Below are 12,637 nucleotides of genomic sequence, written 5' to 3'. Positions count from 1 at the left end.
AGAAATCGCTAAATGGCAACACTAACCACCACCCAGACATCACCTTCGCTGCTCGGCGGTGTGGTGATCATCGGCGGCACCATTATTGGCGCAGGGATGTTCTCTCTGCCGGTGGTTATGGCAGGTAGCTGGTTTTTCTGGTCAATGGCAGCGCTGGTCTTTACCTGGTTCTGCATGCTTCATTCCGGTTTGATGATCCTCGAAGCTAACCTGAATTACCGTATTGGATCGAGCTTTGACACGATCACCAAAGACTTGCTTGGCAGAGGCTGGAACGTGGTCAACGGTATCTCGATTGCCTTTGTACTTTATATCCTGACCTATGCCTATATTTCGGCGAGCGGTTCAATTCTCCACCATACCTTCAGCGAAATGTCGCTGAAGGTTCCTGCGCGTGCGGCTGGCTTTGGCTTTGCCCTGCTGGTGGCGTTTGTGGTGTGGTTGAGTACCAAAGCCGTCAGCCGTATGACGGCGATCGTGCTGGGTGCGAAGGTCATTACTTTCTTCCTGACCTTCGGCAGTCTGCTCGGGCACGTCACGCCGACAACGCTGTTTAACGTCGCGGAAAGTCACGCCTCTTATACGCCGTACCTGCTGATGACGCTGCCGTTCTGTCTGGCCTCGTTTGGTTATCACGGCAACGTCCCGAGCCTGATGAAATATTACGGCAAAGACCCGCGCACCATTGTGAAGTGCCTGGTCTACGGCACGTTGCTGGCGCTGGTGCTGTACACCGTCTGGCTGCTGGGGACTATGGGGAATATTCCGCGTCCGGAGTTCATCGGCATCGCGCAGAAGGGCGGCAATATTGATGTGTTAGTGCAGGCGCTGAGCGGCGTGCTGAACAGCCGCAGTCTGGATCTGCTGCTGGTGGTGTTCTCCAACTTTGCGGTAGCGAGTTCGTTCCTCGGCGTTACGCTGGGACTGTTTGACTATCTGGCGGACCTGTTTGGTTTCGATGATTCGGCGATGGGCCGTTTTAAAACCGCACTGTTCACCTTTGTACCGCCAATCGTTGGTGGGCTGCTGTGGCCGAACGGATTCCTGTATGCCATTGGCTACGCAGGACTGGCGGCGACAATTTGGGCGGCGATTGTGCCGGCGCTGCTGGCACGCAAATCACGTCAGCGCTTTGGCAGCCCGAAATTTCGTGTCTGGGGCGGTAAGCCGATGATTGTCCTGATTCTGGTTTTCGGTGTCGGTAACGCGCTGGTACACATCCTGTCGAGCTTTAATTTGCTGCCGGTGTATCAGTAAAACATGTTGCCGGATGGCGGCTGCGCCTTATCCGGCCTACGTGGATTTCCAGGCCCGGTAAGCGTAGCGCCACCGGGCAAAAAACTATCCCAACAACTCTTTTTTCACATCCATCGCCAGATCAAACGAATGCAGGCGCGCCTGATGGTCAAAAATCTGGCCGTTAACCATAATCTCATCGGCCTGGGTTTCCCGCAGGATAGACTCCAGCCCGTGACGCACTTTGGTTTTATCCCCCACCAGCGACATGCTCAGCGCCTGCTGCACACCGTACTGCTCTGACGGCGACCAGAACTGATCCATATTTTGAATCGGCGCCGGGAGTTGGCCCGTTTCGCCACGCCGCAACTTGACGAAAGCCTGCTGCATCGAGGTGAACAGGAACTCCGCATCACGGTTGCTGTCGGCGGCAATGATGTTGATGCACACCATTGCATACGGTTTTTCCAGCCGTGCTGACGGCCGGAACTGCGTGCGGTACAGATGCAGCGCCTGGAACAGCATATCCGGCGCGAAGTGGGAGGCAAAAGCGAACGGCAGGCCGAGCTGTGCGGCTAATTGTGCGCCGTAGAGGCTGGAGCCTAGCAGCCAGACCGGGATCTTCTCGCCGTAGCCAGGCACCGGGCGTACCTGCGGATGGGGATCGCGTGCGTCAAACCAGTCCACCAGCTCAGCGACGTCGCGAGGGAAGTTATCGATATCGCTGCCCATATGACGACGCAGGGCTCGCATTGTCGGCTGGTCGCTGCCCGGCGCGCGCCCTAAGCCGAGATCAATGCGTCCCGGATAGAGCGTATTCAGCGTACCGAACTGCTCGGCGATCACCAGCGGTGAGTGATTGGGAAGCATGACGCCGCCGGAACCGAGATGTAACGTTCGGGTGTTTGCCGCCAGATAGCCAATCAGTACGGAGGTTGCCGCACTGGCGATCCCGGTCATATTGTGATGTTCCGCCAGCCAGTAGCGGTGATAGCCTCGTTTTTCCGCGAGGCGGGCGAGATCCAGCGAGTGCGAGAACGCTTCTTTTGCTGAGGATCCGTCAGGGATCGGTGCCAGATCCAGCACCGAGAACGGAATGGTTTTGTCAGTCATAACGGCTCACTTTGTTACCAGTTAATCTTTTCATACTGCATTAAAGATTAGTTAATGTTGTTAACAAAGTGAGCTTTATAAAGCGAGGGAAAGAGAAATTCCGGGTGACGCTTCGCTTATCCGGCCTGCGGTAGGCCGGATAAGGCGTTACGCCGCCATCCGGCAAAGTTATCAGGACTGCAATTCAAGACCGGCCAGGCGTTTCCAGTAGCCATTACAGTCGCTGTGCGCGGTGAGTGGCAGCGGAGCGCGTCCCGTTTCGTTGGCGCGAAAGGCGTCGAGCATGGCAAATGTCTCGGTTCCCAATGGTGAAAGACGCACGATATCCACCAGTCCCTGCATTGATGTCAGTTCGTTGCCCAGATTGTAGATATAGCCGCTCATGGTCTGAATGCCATTGAGGACGAACACCTGCTGATTCTCCTGAGAGAACACGTCGCGGCCATTCGGATACTTGATGCAGCAGGTTTCGCATTCATCTTTCGGCCGGTCTTCCGAGCGGGCAGTAAAGCAGCGGGCAGAGTAAGCCAGTGGCAGATGCCCGTAGCTCAGAACTTCCACTTCAAACTGCTGGCGAATGCCCAGCTCATCGCACTGGTTAAGAAGATTGATCAGCCAGTCGCGGGAAAGCTCTACCGGCATGCACCAGCGCACCATCCCGTGTTTGAGCAGCAGGCGCAGCGTGACCGCGTTGTAGCAGTTCAGCGCGTGTCCGGCGACAAACGGCAGTTTGCGGTCGGCGCACATATTCACCACGCCAAGATCGCTGGCCTCCAGCAAAAAGTCGCCATTTTCCACGTAGCGTTTTAGTTCATTAAGCTCGGAGGACGCCTGGACCAGCGCCAGCGTCGAAAGCACGACCTGCTTACCGCTGGCGGCAAGCCCTTTCGCCATGTCCAGCCAGTCGCCGACTTTCGTGGCGCGGCGTTTGCTACACACCGCTTCGCCAAGATAGATAACATCCGCGCTGCTGCTGACGGCCTGCTTATAGAAGTCTTCCAGCGTCTCTTTCGGCCAGTAGTAGAGCACCGGCCCTAAGGAATATTTCATTGCTTTTCTCACTGCCATTTACGGTGATACGCGCCAAGCGTCGTCTGGGTGCCTTCGGACATCGCGCCGAGCGTCTCCATCCAGGTAGCCTGCGGCGCATAATTTTGCGGGTCGGCCATGCAACGGTCGATCGCCTGACGCCACACTTTCGCGACCTGGCTGACATAGGCCGGACTACGCTGACGGCCTTCGATTTTCACCGAGGCAATATTCGCCGCCAGCAGTTCCGGCAGCAGTTCCAGCGTGTTCAGGCTGGTGGGTTCTTCCAGCACGTGGTAACGCTCGCCGTCGACCAGATAGCGACCTTTACACAGCGTCGGGTAACCGGCATTTTCCCCGTCCTGATAGCGGTCGATCAGCACTTCATTCAGGCGAGATTCCAGTCCCTGCGGCGTCTGCTGCCAGCGTACAAACCGGGCAGGGGAACAGGCGCCTACCGTATTGGGGGATTCACCGGTTAACCAGGACGAGAGGTAACAGCGGCCTTCGGCCATAATGCACAGACTGCCGAAAGCAAAAACCTCCAGCGGTACCGGCGTCACACGGGCAAGCTGTTTCACCTGATGGATCGAGAGCACGCGTGGCAGGACGACGCGGGCAACATCAAAATTACGGTGATAAAAGTGGATCGCTTCTTCATTGGTGGCCGATGCCTGAACAGAGACATGACGCTCAATATGCGGATAACGGCTTGCGGCATACTCAAGCATGGCGAGATCGGCGAGGATCAGCGCATCCGCACCCAGTTGCGCGGCCATATCCACCGCACGTTGCCAGCGGGCATAGCCATCCGGATGCGCAAAAGTGTTAATGGCGATGTGTAATTTGCGGCGGTGTTGATGGACAAAATTCACCGCTTCCTGCAATTTCTTCTCGGTAAAGTTAAGGCCGGCGAAGTGGCGGGCGTTGGTATCATCTTTAAGCCCGATATAAACAGCATCAGCGCCGTTTTCGATGGCCGCCTTAAGCGCCGGGAGATTTCCGGCAGGGCAGAGCAGCTCCATAATTTATCCTGAAGATTGCGCCGCCTGGGACGCATAATTGTTAACGAACAGGGATTTTAGTTAACCTTGCTGCGACAATTTTTGATTTAAGGCAGTTAAAGTCGTATTGGTAACACCAATAAAGAGGTAACAATTTCATATCGAATTGTTGATTTACGCCGCTATGTCGTTTATCTGATATGGCACAATAACAGGACAACTGAAACAGGGAGTAAAGCTCGTGTTAGATAAGCTGCGTTCACGCTTAGTACATTTCGGTCCGTCTCTGATGAGTGTGCCAGTTAAACTGACGCCTTTTGCACTGCAACGCCAGGTTCTGGAACAGGTCCTGAGCTGGCAGTTTCGCCAGGCCCTGGCAGACGGAGAACTGGAATTCCTGGAAGGCCGTTGGTTGAGCATTACGGTTCGCGATATCGGCCTGAAGTGGTATACCTCGGTCGAGAATGACAAACTGATCGTCAGCGAGGATGCGCAAGCCGACGTGAGTTTTAGCGCTGATGCCAGCGATCTGTTGATGATCGCCGCGCGTAAGCAGGATCCGGATACGCTCTTCTTCCAGCGCCGCCTGGTGATCGAAGGGGATACGGAGTTAGGGTTGTATGTAAAGAACCTGATGGATGCCATTGAGCTGGAGCAGATGCCAAAAGCGTTACGCGTTATGCTGTTGCAACTGGCGGATTTTGTTGAGGCGGGCATGAAATACTCGCCCGAAACCAAACAGACATCGGTAGGTGAACCATGCTGATTCGAGTAGAAATTCCCATTGACGCGCCCGGTATTGATGCCCTGCTGCGTCGTTCATTCGAAAGCGATGCGGAAGCGAAGCTGGTTCACGATCTCCGTGAAGATGGTTTTCTGACGCTCGGTCTGGTCGCCACTGACGATGAAGGTCAGGTGGTGGGTTACGTGGCATTTAGCCCCGTCGACGTGCAGGGTGAAGATCTGCAATGGGTCGGCATGGCGCCACTGGCGGTCGATGAAAACTACCGTGGGCAAGGTCTGGCGCGGCAACTGGTCTATGAAGGACTCGATTCGCTCAACGAATTTGGCTATGCCGCCGTGGTCACCCTGGGCGATCCAGCACTCTACAGCCGCTTTGGTTTTGAACTGGCTGCGCATTACGATCTGCATTGTCGCTGGCCCGGCACCGAAAGCGCGTTCCAGGTACATCGTTTAGCGGAAGACGCGCTAAGCGGCGTTACGGGACTGGTTGAGTACCACGATCACTTCAATCGTTTTTAAGCGTCGGGGTTTGCAGGTCGTGCAGTAACGCTGCAAACCCTCCGCCTTCGGCAACCAGCCGTTCTTTCTGCCGCTTAGTGAGTCTTTTGACCCGGTATTCTGCGCGTAGCGCCAGAGAACGATCGCCAACCGGAGCGGAAAACGCCAGTGTCAGTTCCCCTTTTCCCCGTAGCGCCTTCGCGCCTTTACCACATTGATGTTGCTGATAGCGACGTGCCACATCGGTGGTGATCCCGGTGTAGAGGGCATTATCGGCAGTGCGAATCAGATAGAGATACCAGGGTGTCATCATGGCCTTCGGCGTGTTACGTTTCTGGCATCCAGTATAAAAGAGAACCGAGATGGAAACACTCACTGCGATCAGTCGTTGGCTGGCGAAACAACACGTTGTGACCTGGTGCGTGCATCATGAAGGTGAGCTGTGGTGTGCAAATGCGTTTTATCTCTTCGATGCCAAAAAGGTCGTTTTTTATCTGCTGACGGAAGAGAAAACACGCCATGCACAGATGTCAGGCCCGCAAGCCCCCGTTGCCGGGACGGTAAACGGCCAACCGAAAACGATCGCATTGATTCGCGGCGTGCAGTTTAAAGGCCAGATCCGCCAACTGGCAGGAGAGGAAAGCGACGTAGCGCGACAGGCTTATCTCCGCCGCTTCCCGGTCGCCAGAATGCTGTCCGCGCCGGTATGGGAAATCCGCCTTGATGAACTCAAGTTTACCGACAACACCCTGGGCTTTGGTAAAAAGTTGATGTGGTTACGTCAGTCAGGCACCGAGGATACGTAGTGCTTCACGATTGAACGCAGGCAGATCGTCAGGCGTACGGCTGGTGACCAGTTGGTCTTTATCAACCACCACTTCCTGATCGTAAAATTCCGCACCCGCGTTTTTCACATCGATAATGATGGGTTTCACCGCGGTGAGTTTACGACCGCGAATGACATCGGCGCTGATCAGTAGCTGTGGGCCGTGGCAGATGGCGAAGACCGGTTTACCGGTATTCACGAAATCGCGTGTAAAGGTGACAAAGCGATCGTCGCCTCGCAGGTAATCCGGGGAATGACCACCGGGTAACAGCAGGGCATCAAAGTCAGCAGGCCGGACCTCATCAATCGCTTTATCAATGGTGACGCTGGCCTCGCCTTTTTTGCCTTTTACCGTTTTACCCGCCTGTTTTTCAATCGTAATGACCTCATGCCCGGCCTGGCGAAATTCTGCAGCAGGTGAGGTGAATTCTGAATCTTCAAACTCGTCAGTGATCAAAACGGCTATCTTCTTACTCATGCGTCCTCCGCGATATTGGCATTGGATAAGGCAATTTTCCCATGATGATGGATAATTACACTGTGAACTAATAAGCCTGGTCGATGAGACTGAGGGCGCAAGACGGACTATTCTGGAAAGGAGCGAGGATGAGACAGGTACTGATTACCGGGGCGACCGGGTTGGTGGGGGGGCATTTACTGCGGATGCTGCTTAATGAACCGAAGATCCATTCCATTGCCGCGCCGACGCGACGTCCGCTAGCGGACATGCCTGGCGTCTATAATCCCCACGATCCGCAACTAACCGATGCGCTGGCGCAGGTCACCGATCCTGTCGATATCGTTTTTTGCTGTCTGGGCACGACCCGCCGGGAAGCGGGCAGTAAAGAGGCGTTTATCCATGCCGATTATACGCTGGTGGTTGACACCGCGTTAACCGGTCGCCGTCTGGGCGCACAGCATATGCTGGTGGTAAGCGCGATGGGAGCCAACGCCCATTCGCCGTTTTTCTACAACCGGGTAAAAGGCGAGATGGAAGAGGCGCTGATTGCGCAAAATTGGCCAATGCTGACGATTGCGCGCCCGTCGATGCTGCTCGGCGACCGGAGCCGACAGCGGTTCACTGAAACCCTTTTTTCGCCGTTGTTCCGGCTACTCCCGGGCAACTGGAAGTCAATTGACGCGCGGGACGTGGCGCGCGCGATGCTGGCTGAAGCGCTGGCGCCTGAACACGATGGTGTGACTATCCTCACCTCCTCTCAACTGCGGGAACGCGCTGTCTGACGCGTAAATCGCAGGCCATGTAAGGCATCCGGTAAATATAACGTTTCCAAACATTTCCCGAAGGCGTAGTATTCTCCGGCTTATTACTCTCACACTCCCTGGGGAATGCTATGGCTGGTCAGTCTTCATCTCAGGCGGCAACACCGTTTCAATGGTGGAAACCCGCTCTTTTCTTTCTCGTCGTGATCGTCGGTCTCTGGTATGTAAAATGGCAGCCTTATTACGGGAAAGCCTTTACCGCCGCAGAAACACACAGTATCGGTAAATCTATTCTGGCGCAGGCCGATGCGAACCCGTGGCAGGCGGCCTGGGATTATGCAATGGTCTATTTCATTGCGGTCTGGAAGGCCGCGGTGTTGGGGGTGATCCTCGGTTCGTTGATTCAGGTTTTGATCCCGCGTGACTGGCTGTTGCGCACGCTCGGGCAAGCGCGTTTTCGCGGAACGCTGTTCGGGACGCTTTTCTCCCTACCCGGCATGATGTGCACCTGCTGTGCCGCACCGGTGGCGGCGGGGATGCGTCGCCAGCAGGTTTCGATGGGCGGTGCGCTGGCTTTCTGGATGGGGAATCCGCTGTTAAATCCGGCGACGCTGGTGTTTATGGGCTTTGTCCTCGGCTGGCATTTCGCGGCGATCCGTCTGGTTGCCGGGCTGGTGATGGTGCTGGTGGTGGCGACGCTGGTACAAAAATGGGTGAAAGAGCCGCCGCAGACGGCGTTGCCGGTGGAAATTACGCAACCAGACGCCCAGGACGGGTTCTTTATTCGCTGGGGCCGCGCGCTGTGGACGCTGTTCTGGAGCACCATCCCGGTCTACATCCTGGCGGTGCTGGTGCTGGGGGCGGCGCGCGTCTGGCTGTTCCCTCATGCGGATGGGGCGATCGATAACAGTCTGCTGTGGGTGATTGCGCTGGCGGTAGCCGGTTGTCTGTTTGTGATCCCGACCGCGGCAGAAATCCCGATTGTGCAGACCATGATGCTGGCAGGGATGGGGACTGCGCCTGCGCTGGCGCTACTGATGACATTACCCGCCATCAGCCTGCCGTCGTTGATCATGCTGCGTAAAGCGTTCCCGGCAAAAGCGCTGTGGTTAACGGCGACGCTGGTGGTCATCTCTGGCGTAATAGTGGGAAGTATTGCGTTGTTGTAAAAGAGGACTGCCGGTGGCGCTTCGCTTGCCCGGCCTACGATAGTGCATCCTGTGGACTGCCGGGGGCGCTTCGCCTGCCCGGCCTACGATAGTACACTCTGTAGGCCGGATAAGGCGTTTACGCCGTCATCCGGCACACAGTGTACTTACTTGATGAACGTAAACGCGGTGGTTACACGTTTCACGCCGCTGACCCGGCTGGCGATATCCGCAGCCGCTTTCGCTTCACGTTCGGTCACCAGGCCTAACAGGAACACCTCACCGTTTTCAGTTGTCACCTTCACGTTGGAGGATTTCACCTGGTCGCTGGTCAGCAATTGAGAGCGCACTTTGGTGGTGATCCAGGTATCGTTCGACGCGGTGCCCATGCCAATCGGCTCACCCTGACGGATCTCGTTATAGACTTCAGTGGTTCCATCAACGCCCATGGCAATCTGTTTGGCGCGTGAAGATAGCTCGCTATTTGGCGACTGACCAACCAGCAACACTTTACCCTGATAAGCCGTCACGTTAATTCGCGTTTCTTTCTTGATCTGCGCATCTTTCGACAGCGCACTGTTGACGCGCAGTTCCAGGGTTCCATCGTCCACCTGAGTGCCTACACTACGGGGGTCTGTTGCTGCTTTGGTACCAACGGCGGCTGTACCGACAACAGCGGCGGCTACGCAACCTTGCAACAGCAGAGCAGAAATAAGGACTGCGATTGGCGATAAAGCCTTCATGTGTACTCCTTAATCATCCTGGTGGGGGAAAAGCGTGTTATCGATCAGATCGCACAGGCAGTTTACCGTCAGCATATGCATTTCCTGAATGCGTGCGCTGTGATGCGAAGGAATGCGGATCTCAACATCCTGTGGCCCTAACAGTCCAGCCAGTTCGCCTCCGTCATACCCGGTCAATGCCACAATCGTCATGTCTCGCGTGACCGCTGCTTCCACGGCCTTCACGATATCGCGGCTGTTACCGCGCGTCGAGATGGCCAGTAAGACATCACCCGCATGACCCAACGCCCGAACCTGTTTTGCATACACTTCGTCATGCAGACGGTCGTTGGCAATCGCTGTTAAGACCACATTATCCGTATTTAGTGCAATCGCAGGTAAACTGGGGCGTTCTGTTTCAAAACGGTTGATCATGCTGGCAGCAAAATGCTGTGCGTTGGCAGCGGATGTCCCATTACCACAACAGAGAATTTTGTTGCCATTGAGCAGTGAATGAACCAGCGTCATGGCGGCGCGAGAGATAGCATCCGGGAGGGCTTCTGCCGCTGCAATTTGAGTTTGAATGCTTTCGGTAAAGCAGACTTTAATTCTGTCTAACACGCTAATCCTTAAATCTTCAATTATGAGCAGTCGGTAAACGCATTCCTGAACCACTCAACATCATTTCCGGTGAAGGCTAACACATCGAACCGGCAATCCACAGTATCAAAACTCCCATTGTGGCGCGCAAGCCACAAGCGGGCAGCCTGTAATAATTTACGTTGCTTGTTGCGTGTCACACTGGCAGCGGCGCCACCGAACGCCGAAGAGCGGCGGTACCGGACCTCAATAAAGACGGTTGTTTTGCCATCACGCATAATCAGATCAATTTCGCCGCCTCGTTCACGCACGTTGGCCGCGATGAAATACAATCCCTTGCGTTCCAGCCAGCGACGCGCGGTGGTTTCCCACGCGTCGCCGGACTGTTTGCTCGTTAACTGGCGGGAACAATCTGCCCTTGCTGGTACTGGAGCCATGATAACTTCCTGTTAATCACACAATCCTGACTGGCGGTCAGGGCGCCGGTATTCCCATTAATTTCGAAGCCTTGTACCTGACGCATCTGGGAGAAATGGTTTGCCAGCGACCAGGCGTCCACGCCCATCGCATACATGCGCGCCAGCGAGTAATCGTTATTCACTGCGCCGAGCGCCTGCTGCATTAGCGACGGGTTTGCGCCCGCTAACATCGGGATTTCGCTGTACTGCAGGCCATCCATTTCCAGACGGAAGTCCGGACCGGCATTCCCCTGCGCGCTGCGTGAACTGGCGTACAGCGTAGCACCGCTCTGACTGCCATTGCGCATGGCGATCATCGGTTTGATAAAGGCGATCTCATTCGGCGTTGCCAGAATATACACGGCATCCACGCGACCACCGTTACCGCTGATTTGCGCATCCGTTGGCGGCGCCGGAATCGTTAAATTACCAATGGTGACACCTGGTTGAGACGGTACGCTCGCGGCAATCGGGCTACCGGTTAAGGCAATGCCGGAACCGCCGTTAACGCCCATGCGCAGTTCTGCTGTAGAACCAAATTTCTGCTGCAATACGGTTCCACCGCCCAGCTTCTGCCACTCCTGAGCAAACGCATTGGCAACACGATCGCCAAGCGCACTACGCGGGATTAATAGCAGCGGAGACTGTTTACCCTGCTCATGGATATGGCGCGCCGCATCGCGCGCTTCATCTTCTGGTGAGAGGGCGAAGTAACAGATGTTAGCGCGGTTTTGCAGCGATTCCGGCTGGTTAAGCGCCAGTACGTTAAGCGGGGTGTTGCTTTTGACCAGTTCGTCGACGTTGTTTTTCAGCAGCGGACCGACCACGATGCTCGCGCCGTCCTGCTGAACCTGTGCCAGGATCTGATCGAGCGGTTGAGCGCTGGTGTCGTAAATTTTCAGTTCTGCAGAAGGATTTGCCGCCGCACTTGCCGTGGCGGGTTGCGCAGGCGTTGTTGGCGGCGCGCTGACCACTGCAGGTTGTTCGGCCTGTTCGTCGCGAGTTAAATCGCTTACTGACGCCTGAGAAGGACTGGCGACGCCATCTGTTGTCTGCGGCTGTGGGGCTGGCTGCGTTGGCGCGGCGGCCGGAGCCGGTTGCGCGGCAGACTGCACGTCAACAGGCTGCGTACCGAGGTTCTTGGCCGCTTCAAAGCCCTGCTGGATCGTGCGACCGAATACGGCAGCCTGGCCGTTCAGCGGCAGTAGCAGAGCAATTTTGCTGGTCGAGGCGGGTTTAAAACTCTGCACATTAACCAGTTGGGTTGGCAGCAGTTTTGCTCCCGGATTCTGCGGATAACGTTTTTGCCAGTCGGCGATACCCGCTTTCATCATGTCCGGATCGCTGCGGTTATCAAACCAGACGCGTTGCAAATCCAGCCAACCCTGCAGCACGTTTTCATCGGCATTGATCACCAGCGCTTTAGCCTGATCCTGCGTCATTGCAGACAGTGCTTGCCAGGTGGCATCGATATTGGCTTGTTTCTCTTTGGCGTCGAGCAACGGCTCCTGAGCAATCAGGGCGCGCAAAAGCGTAAGGGAAGGGCGTCCCTGTTCGGCGGCGATGCCAATTTGCCAGAAGCGGATTTGCTGGTTTTTATCCAGCGCGGCAAGGTCAAGAGTCCCTAACTGCTTCGTTGCACCTGCATAATCCTGCTGTAGGACTTTTATTTCCGCCGCCAGTAACGCCTGTTCCCGGCGCTGGGGATCATTCAGATCCTGCGGCAACTGGTTGAACAGGTCGATAGCCTGCTGGCTTTTGCCTTCTTTCAGCAGTGCACGAATGGCAAGTAATTGCCAGTTGGTCTTGCTATCATTTGCGCTTTGCTGCATCTGTTGCAGATAAAAGCCGGAATCAGCTTGTGCTGTGCCCTGCATATGGGCAGTGCTCTGATCGGGCGCCTGGGTGCCACAGCCGGCGAAAATCAGGGCTGCCAGAACGATGGGCAAACAGCGCGCGGCTTTTAAACGAGAGAATGTTAAGGGTACCATACTGTATCCAGTGATATTTTTTATACGCAATGCTCAATATTAAATCG

At 55.6% G+C, this 12,637-nt stretch carries 15 protein-coding genes; 6 read left to right on the top strand and 9 right to left on the bottom strand.

Going from position 1 to position 12,637, the window contains the following annotated elements; translation table 11 throughout:
• Positions 1–12: 12 nt before the first annotated feature.
• Complete coding sequence (gene mtr, locus KE671_RS12095) at positions 13–1,257, top strand: tryptophan permease (RefSeq protein ID WP_206163160.1); 1,245 nt, start codon at positions 13–15, stop codon at positions 1,255–1,257.
• Between the two features lie 84 nt (positions 1,258–1,341).
• On the opposite strand, the gene KE671_RS12090 is transcribed toward mtr, so the two are convergent.
• The 3 genes from KE671_RS12090 to ubiU form a co-directional block, all read right to left on the bottom strand.
• Entirely contained in the window at positions 1,342–2,349 is a 1,008-nt protein-coding gene (locus KE671_RS12090) for a luciferase-like monooxygenase (protein ID WP_206163159.1), read from the bottom strand.
• A gap of 171 nt (positions 2,350–2,520) precedes the next feature.
• Positions 2,521–3,399, bottom strand: coding sequence for a U32 family peptidase (locus KE671_RS12085; RefSeq protein ID WP_432759333.1), 879 nt, complete (start codon positions 3,397–3,399; stop codon positions 2,521–2,523).
• Between the two features lie 8 nt (positions 3,400–3,407).
• Positions 3,408–4,403, bottom strand: coding sequence for a ubiquinone anaerobic biosynthesis protein UbiU (gene ubiU, locus KE671_RS12080; RefSeq protein WP_206163157.1), 996 nt, complete (start codon positions 4,401–4,403; stop codon positions 3,408–3,410).
• 220 nt (positions 4,404–4,623) lie between these two features.
• Here ubiU and ubiT point away from each other — a divergent pair, with 220 nt between their 5' ends.
• Positions 4,624–5,148 (top strand): ubiquinone anaerobic biosynthesis accessory factor UbiT, encoded by a 525-nt coding sequence (gene ubiT / locus KE671_RS12075; protein WP_042325135.1) that lies wholly within the window; start codon positions 4,624–4,626, stop codon positions 5,146–5,148.
• Complete coding sequence (locus tag KE671_RS12070) at positions 5,142–5,645, top strand: GNAT family N-acetyltransferase (RefSeq protein ID WP_061076194.1); 504 nt, start codon at positions 5,142–5,144, stop codon at positions 5,643–5,645. The genes ubiT and KE671_RS12070 overlap by 7 nt, the downstream gene beginning before the upstream one ends.
• Here the strand turns inward: KE671_RS12070 and KE671_RS12065 are convergent.
• Positions 5,632–5,934, bottom strand: a complete 303-nt coding sequence (locus KE671_RS12065; protein ID WP_206163245.1) for a GIY-YIG nuclease family protein — start codon at positions 5,932–5,934, stop codon at positions 5,632–5,634. The genes KE671_RS12070 and KE671_RS12065 overlap by 14 nt on opposite strands.
• Before the next feature lie 52 nt (positions 5,935–5,986).
• On the opposite strand from KE671_RS12065, the gene KE671_RS12060 reads away from it, so the two are divergent.
• Positions 5,987–6,430, top strand: a complete 444-nt coding sequence (locus KE671_RS12060) for a YhbP family protein (RefSeq protein WP_206163156.1) — start codon at positions 5,987–5,989, stop codon at positions 6,428–6,430.
• On the opposite strand, the gene yhbO is transcribed toward KE671_RS12060, so the two are convergent.
• Positions 6,410–6,928 carry a protein/nucleic acid deglycase gene (gene yhbO, locus KE671_RS12055; protein ID WP_042325142.1) on the bottom strand — a complete coding sequence of 173 codons (519 nt, stop codon included), beginning with the start codon at positions 6,926–6,928 and terminating at the stop codon, positions 6,410–6,412. The genes KE671_RS12060 and yhbO overlap by 21 nt on opposite strands.
• Before the next feature lie 128 nt (positions 6,929–7,056).
• Here yhbO and KE671_RS12050 point away from each other — a divergent pair, with 128 nt between their 5' ends.
• Together KE671_RS12050 and KE671_RS12045 are read left to right on the top strand one after the other, a co-directional pair.
• On the top strand, positions 7,057–7,692 hold the full coding sequence (locus tag KE671_RS12050) for an NAD(P)H-binding protein (protein ID WP_206163155.1): 636 nt from the start codon (positions 7,057–7,059) through the stop codon (positions 7,690–7,692).
• A 110-nt stretch (positions 7,693–7,802) separates the two neighbouring features.
• On the top strand, positions 7,803–8,840 hold the full coding sequence (locus KE671_RS12045; protein WP_206163154.1) for a permease: 1,038 nt from the start codon (positions 7,803–7,805) through the stop codon (positions 8,838–8,840).
• Between the two features lie 146 nt (positions 8,841–8,986).
• On the opposite strand, the gene dolP is transcribed toward KE671_RS12045, so the two are convergent.
• From dolP to KE671_RS12025, 4 genes are read right to left on the bottom strand one after another with little or no spacing between them, the layout of a single operon-like run.
• Positions 8,987–9,562, bottom strand: a complete 576-nt coding sequence (gene dolP / locus KE671_RS12040; RefSeq protein WP_042998268.1) for a division/outer membrane stress-associated lipid-binding lipoprotein — start codon at positions 9,560–9,562, stop codon at positions 8,987–8,989.
• Between the two features lie 9 nt (positions 9,563–9,571).
• Positions 9,572–10,162 carry a DnaA initiator-associating protein DiaA gene (gene diaA, locus KE671_RS12035; RefSeq protein ID WP_023246631.1) on the bottom strand — a complete coding sequence of 197 codons (591 nt, stop codon included), beginning with the start codon at positions 10,160–10,162 and terminating at the stop codon, positions 9,572–9,574.
• A 20-nt stretch (positions 10,163–10,182) separates the two neighbouring features.
• Complete coding sequence (locus KE671_RS12030; protein WP_206163153.1) at positions 10,183–10,578, bottom strand: YraN family protein; 396 nt, start codon at positions 10,576–10,578, stop codon at positions 10,183–10,185.
• Positions 10,536–12,590 carry a penicillin-binding protein activator gene (locus KE671_RS12025; RefSeq protein WP_206163152.1) on the bottom strand — a complete coding sequence of 685 codons (2,055 nt, stop codon included), beginning with the start codon at positions 12,588–12,590 and terminating at the stop codon, positions 10,536–10,538. Before KE671_RS12025 ends, KE671_RS12030 begins: the two co-directional genes overlap by 43 nt.
• Positions 12,591–12,637: the final 47 nt, after the last annotated feature.

It is taken from the genome of Citrobacter amalonaticus (assembly GCF_018252635.1).
Taxonomy (GTDB): Bacteria; Pseudomonadota; Gammaproteobacteria; order Enterobacterales; family Enterobacteriaceae; genus Citrobacter_A; species Citrobacter_A amalonaticus_E.
The sequence above is the reverse complement of the archived record's forward strand: the minus strand, read 5'-3'. Positions and strand labels throughout refer to the sequence as shown.

Excerpts from the sequence above, each read along its gene's own strand:
- mtr (WP_206163160.1), top strand. The coding sequence starts at position 13 with ATGGCAACACTAACCACCACCCAGACATCACCTTCGCTGCTCGGCGGT.
- KE671_RS12090 (WP_206163159.1), bottom strand. The coding sequence starts at position 2,349 with ATGACTGACAAAACCATTCCGTTCTCGGTGCTGGATCTGGCACCGATC.
- KE671_RS12085 (WP_432759333.1), bottom strand. The coding sequence starts at position 3,399 with ATGAAATATTCCTTAGGGCCGGTGCTCTACTACTGGCCGAAAGAGACG.
- ubiU (WP_206163157.1), bottom strand. The coding sequence starts at position 4,403 with ATGGAGCTGCTCTGCCCTGCCGGAAATCTCCCGGCGCTTAAGGCGGCC.
- KE671_RS12070 (WP_061076194.1), top strand. The coding sequence starts at position 5,142 with ATGCTGATTCGAGTAGAAATTCCCATTGACGCGCCCGGTATTGATGCC.
- KE671_RS12065 (WP_206163245.1), bottom strand. The coding sequence starts at position 5,934 with ATGACACCCTGGTATCTCTATCTGATTCGCACTGCCGATAATGCCCTC.
- KE671_RS12060 (WP_206163156.1), top strand. The coding sequence starts at position 5,987 with ATGGAAACACTCACTGCGATCAGTCGTTGGCTGGCGAAACAACACGTT.
- yhbO (WP_042325142.1), bottom strand. The coding sequence starts at position 6,928 with ATGAGTAAGAAGATAGCCGTTTTGATCACTGACGAGTTTGAAGATTCA.
- KE671_RS12050 (WP_206163155.1), top strand. The coding sequence starts at position 7,057 with ATGAGACAGGTACTGATTACCGGGGCGACCGGGTTGGTGGGGGGGCAT.
- KE671_RS12045 (WP_206163154.1), top strand. The coding sequence starts at position 7,803 with ATGGCTGGTCAGTCTTCATCTCAGGCGGCAACACCGTTTCAATGGTGG.
- dolP (WP_042998268.1), bottom strand. The coding sequence starts at position 9,562 with ATGAAGGCTTTATCGCCAATCGCAGTCCTTATTTCTGCTCTGCTGTTG.
- KE671_RS12030 (WP_206163153.1), bottom strand. The coding sequence starts at position 10,578 with ATGGCTCCAGTACCAGCAAGGGCAGATTGTTCCCGCCAGTTAACGAGC.
- KE671_RS12025 (WP_206163152.1), bottom strand. The coding sequence starts at position 12,590 with ATGGTACCCTTAACATTCTCTCGTTTAAAAGCCGCGCGCTGTTTGCCC.